The 1,104-nt window shown below is 42.7% G+C and carries 2 protein-coding genes and 1 pseudogene; all 3 read left to right on the forward strand.

Features of this window, described 5'->3' with window-relative positions; all coding sequences use genetic code 11:
* Positions 1-505: type 4a pilus biogenesis protein PilO (pilO, locus tag R7E00_RS24775; protein ID WP_318124869.1), on the forward strand; the 505-nt coding region annotated here is incomplete at its 5' end.
* Complete coding sequence (locus R7E00_RS24780; protein ID WP_005481006.1) at positions 498-827, forward strand: MSHA biogenesis protein MshK; 330 nt, start codon at positions 498-500, stop codon at positions 825-827. The genes pilO and R7E00_RS24780, both read left to right, overlap by 8 nt.
* Positions 828-847: 20 nt before the next feature.
* Positions 848-1,104, forward strand: a pseudogene (locus R7E00_RS24785) (pilus (MSHA type) biogenesis protein MshL); the annotation flags it as partial.

Below are 1,104 nucleotides of genomic sequence, written 5' to 3' on the forward strand. Positions count from 1 at the left end.
CAATGAAAGACAGCTGAGTAACTTAAAGCAGTCAAACCAAAAAACAGAAATTGATATTTTACGTGTTAAGGCTCAATTGAAGAAAGATCCAAACGCGGATATTGATTTGGAAATTTCCAACCTGTTGACGGAAAGTCAGCATCTTTCGATGCAGTTGTCACAAATTATTGAACACTTGGTAACGCCTTCACAAATGGCGGGCGTATTAGAGAGCGTATTAGAGCAGCAAAGTGGCATTCACTTGGTGTCATTGCAGACTCTGCCATCTGAGCCGATCACAGAAGATAAAGAAGCATCACAATACTCTGGCTACTACGTACACCCAGTGCGTATGGAGCTAACTGGTGACTACTTTTCTATCGCCAACTACTTAAACAAGTTAGAGAGCTTACCTGCCAGCTATTTTTGGCGTAGCTTCAGTTACAAAGTAGAAGAATATCCAAAAGCGAAATTAGTGCTTGAAGTGTACACATTAGGTTCTCGAGAGGAGTTTATCGGTGGTTAAAAAACTCATTATCTCAATCGCGGCTATCGCCTTGTCTGGTTCAGTCTTGGCAAATCAGGATCCAACTGCACCACTTGGTTGGCAAAAACCAGCAGAGGTGTCTGCCAAGCCCAAAGCGAAACAATACCGCTTGCCGACACTGAACAGCATTGTCTGTAAGCCAAATACCGAATGTGTCGCAATCATGAATAACCGACTTGTCGAACAGGGTGAACTGTTTAACGGTTATCGAGTAGCAAGCATCAATAGTGAATTTGTAACTTTAAAGCGTGGTAGCCGTCAGTGGAACCTTGAGCTTTTTGGTTTAAACGTAAAAAAATAATAACCAGAGCCTGATCAGATATGCGCAAATTAGTTGTAGGAATAACGATTGCTTCTTTAATGGGATGTTCGATGGGTCACCGCGATCCGGTTGAAGTGAAGCAAGCTCTCAATGAATCTATCAATCAAGCGAATAGCCGCGCGTTGGAGGAAATTCCTTCTTCGGTAGAAGCGGATCTTATGCCTAACTTAGACTCCAATGTTTCTTCTGATAACGGAACGTCAAAGCGTTTTCGTATCCAAGCCAATGCAGTAGAGGCGAGAAGTTTCTTTGCTTC

Source organism: Vibrio sp. Vb1755, from assembly GCF_033338635.1.
Lineage (GTDB): Bacteria > Pseudomonadota > Gammaproteobacteria > Enterobacterales > Vibrionaceae > Vibrio > Vibrio alginolyticus.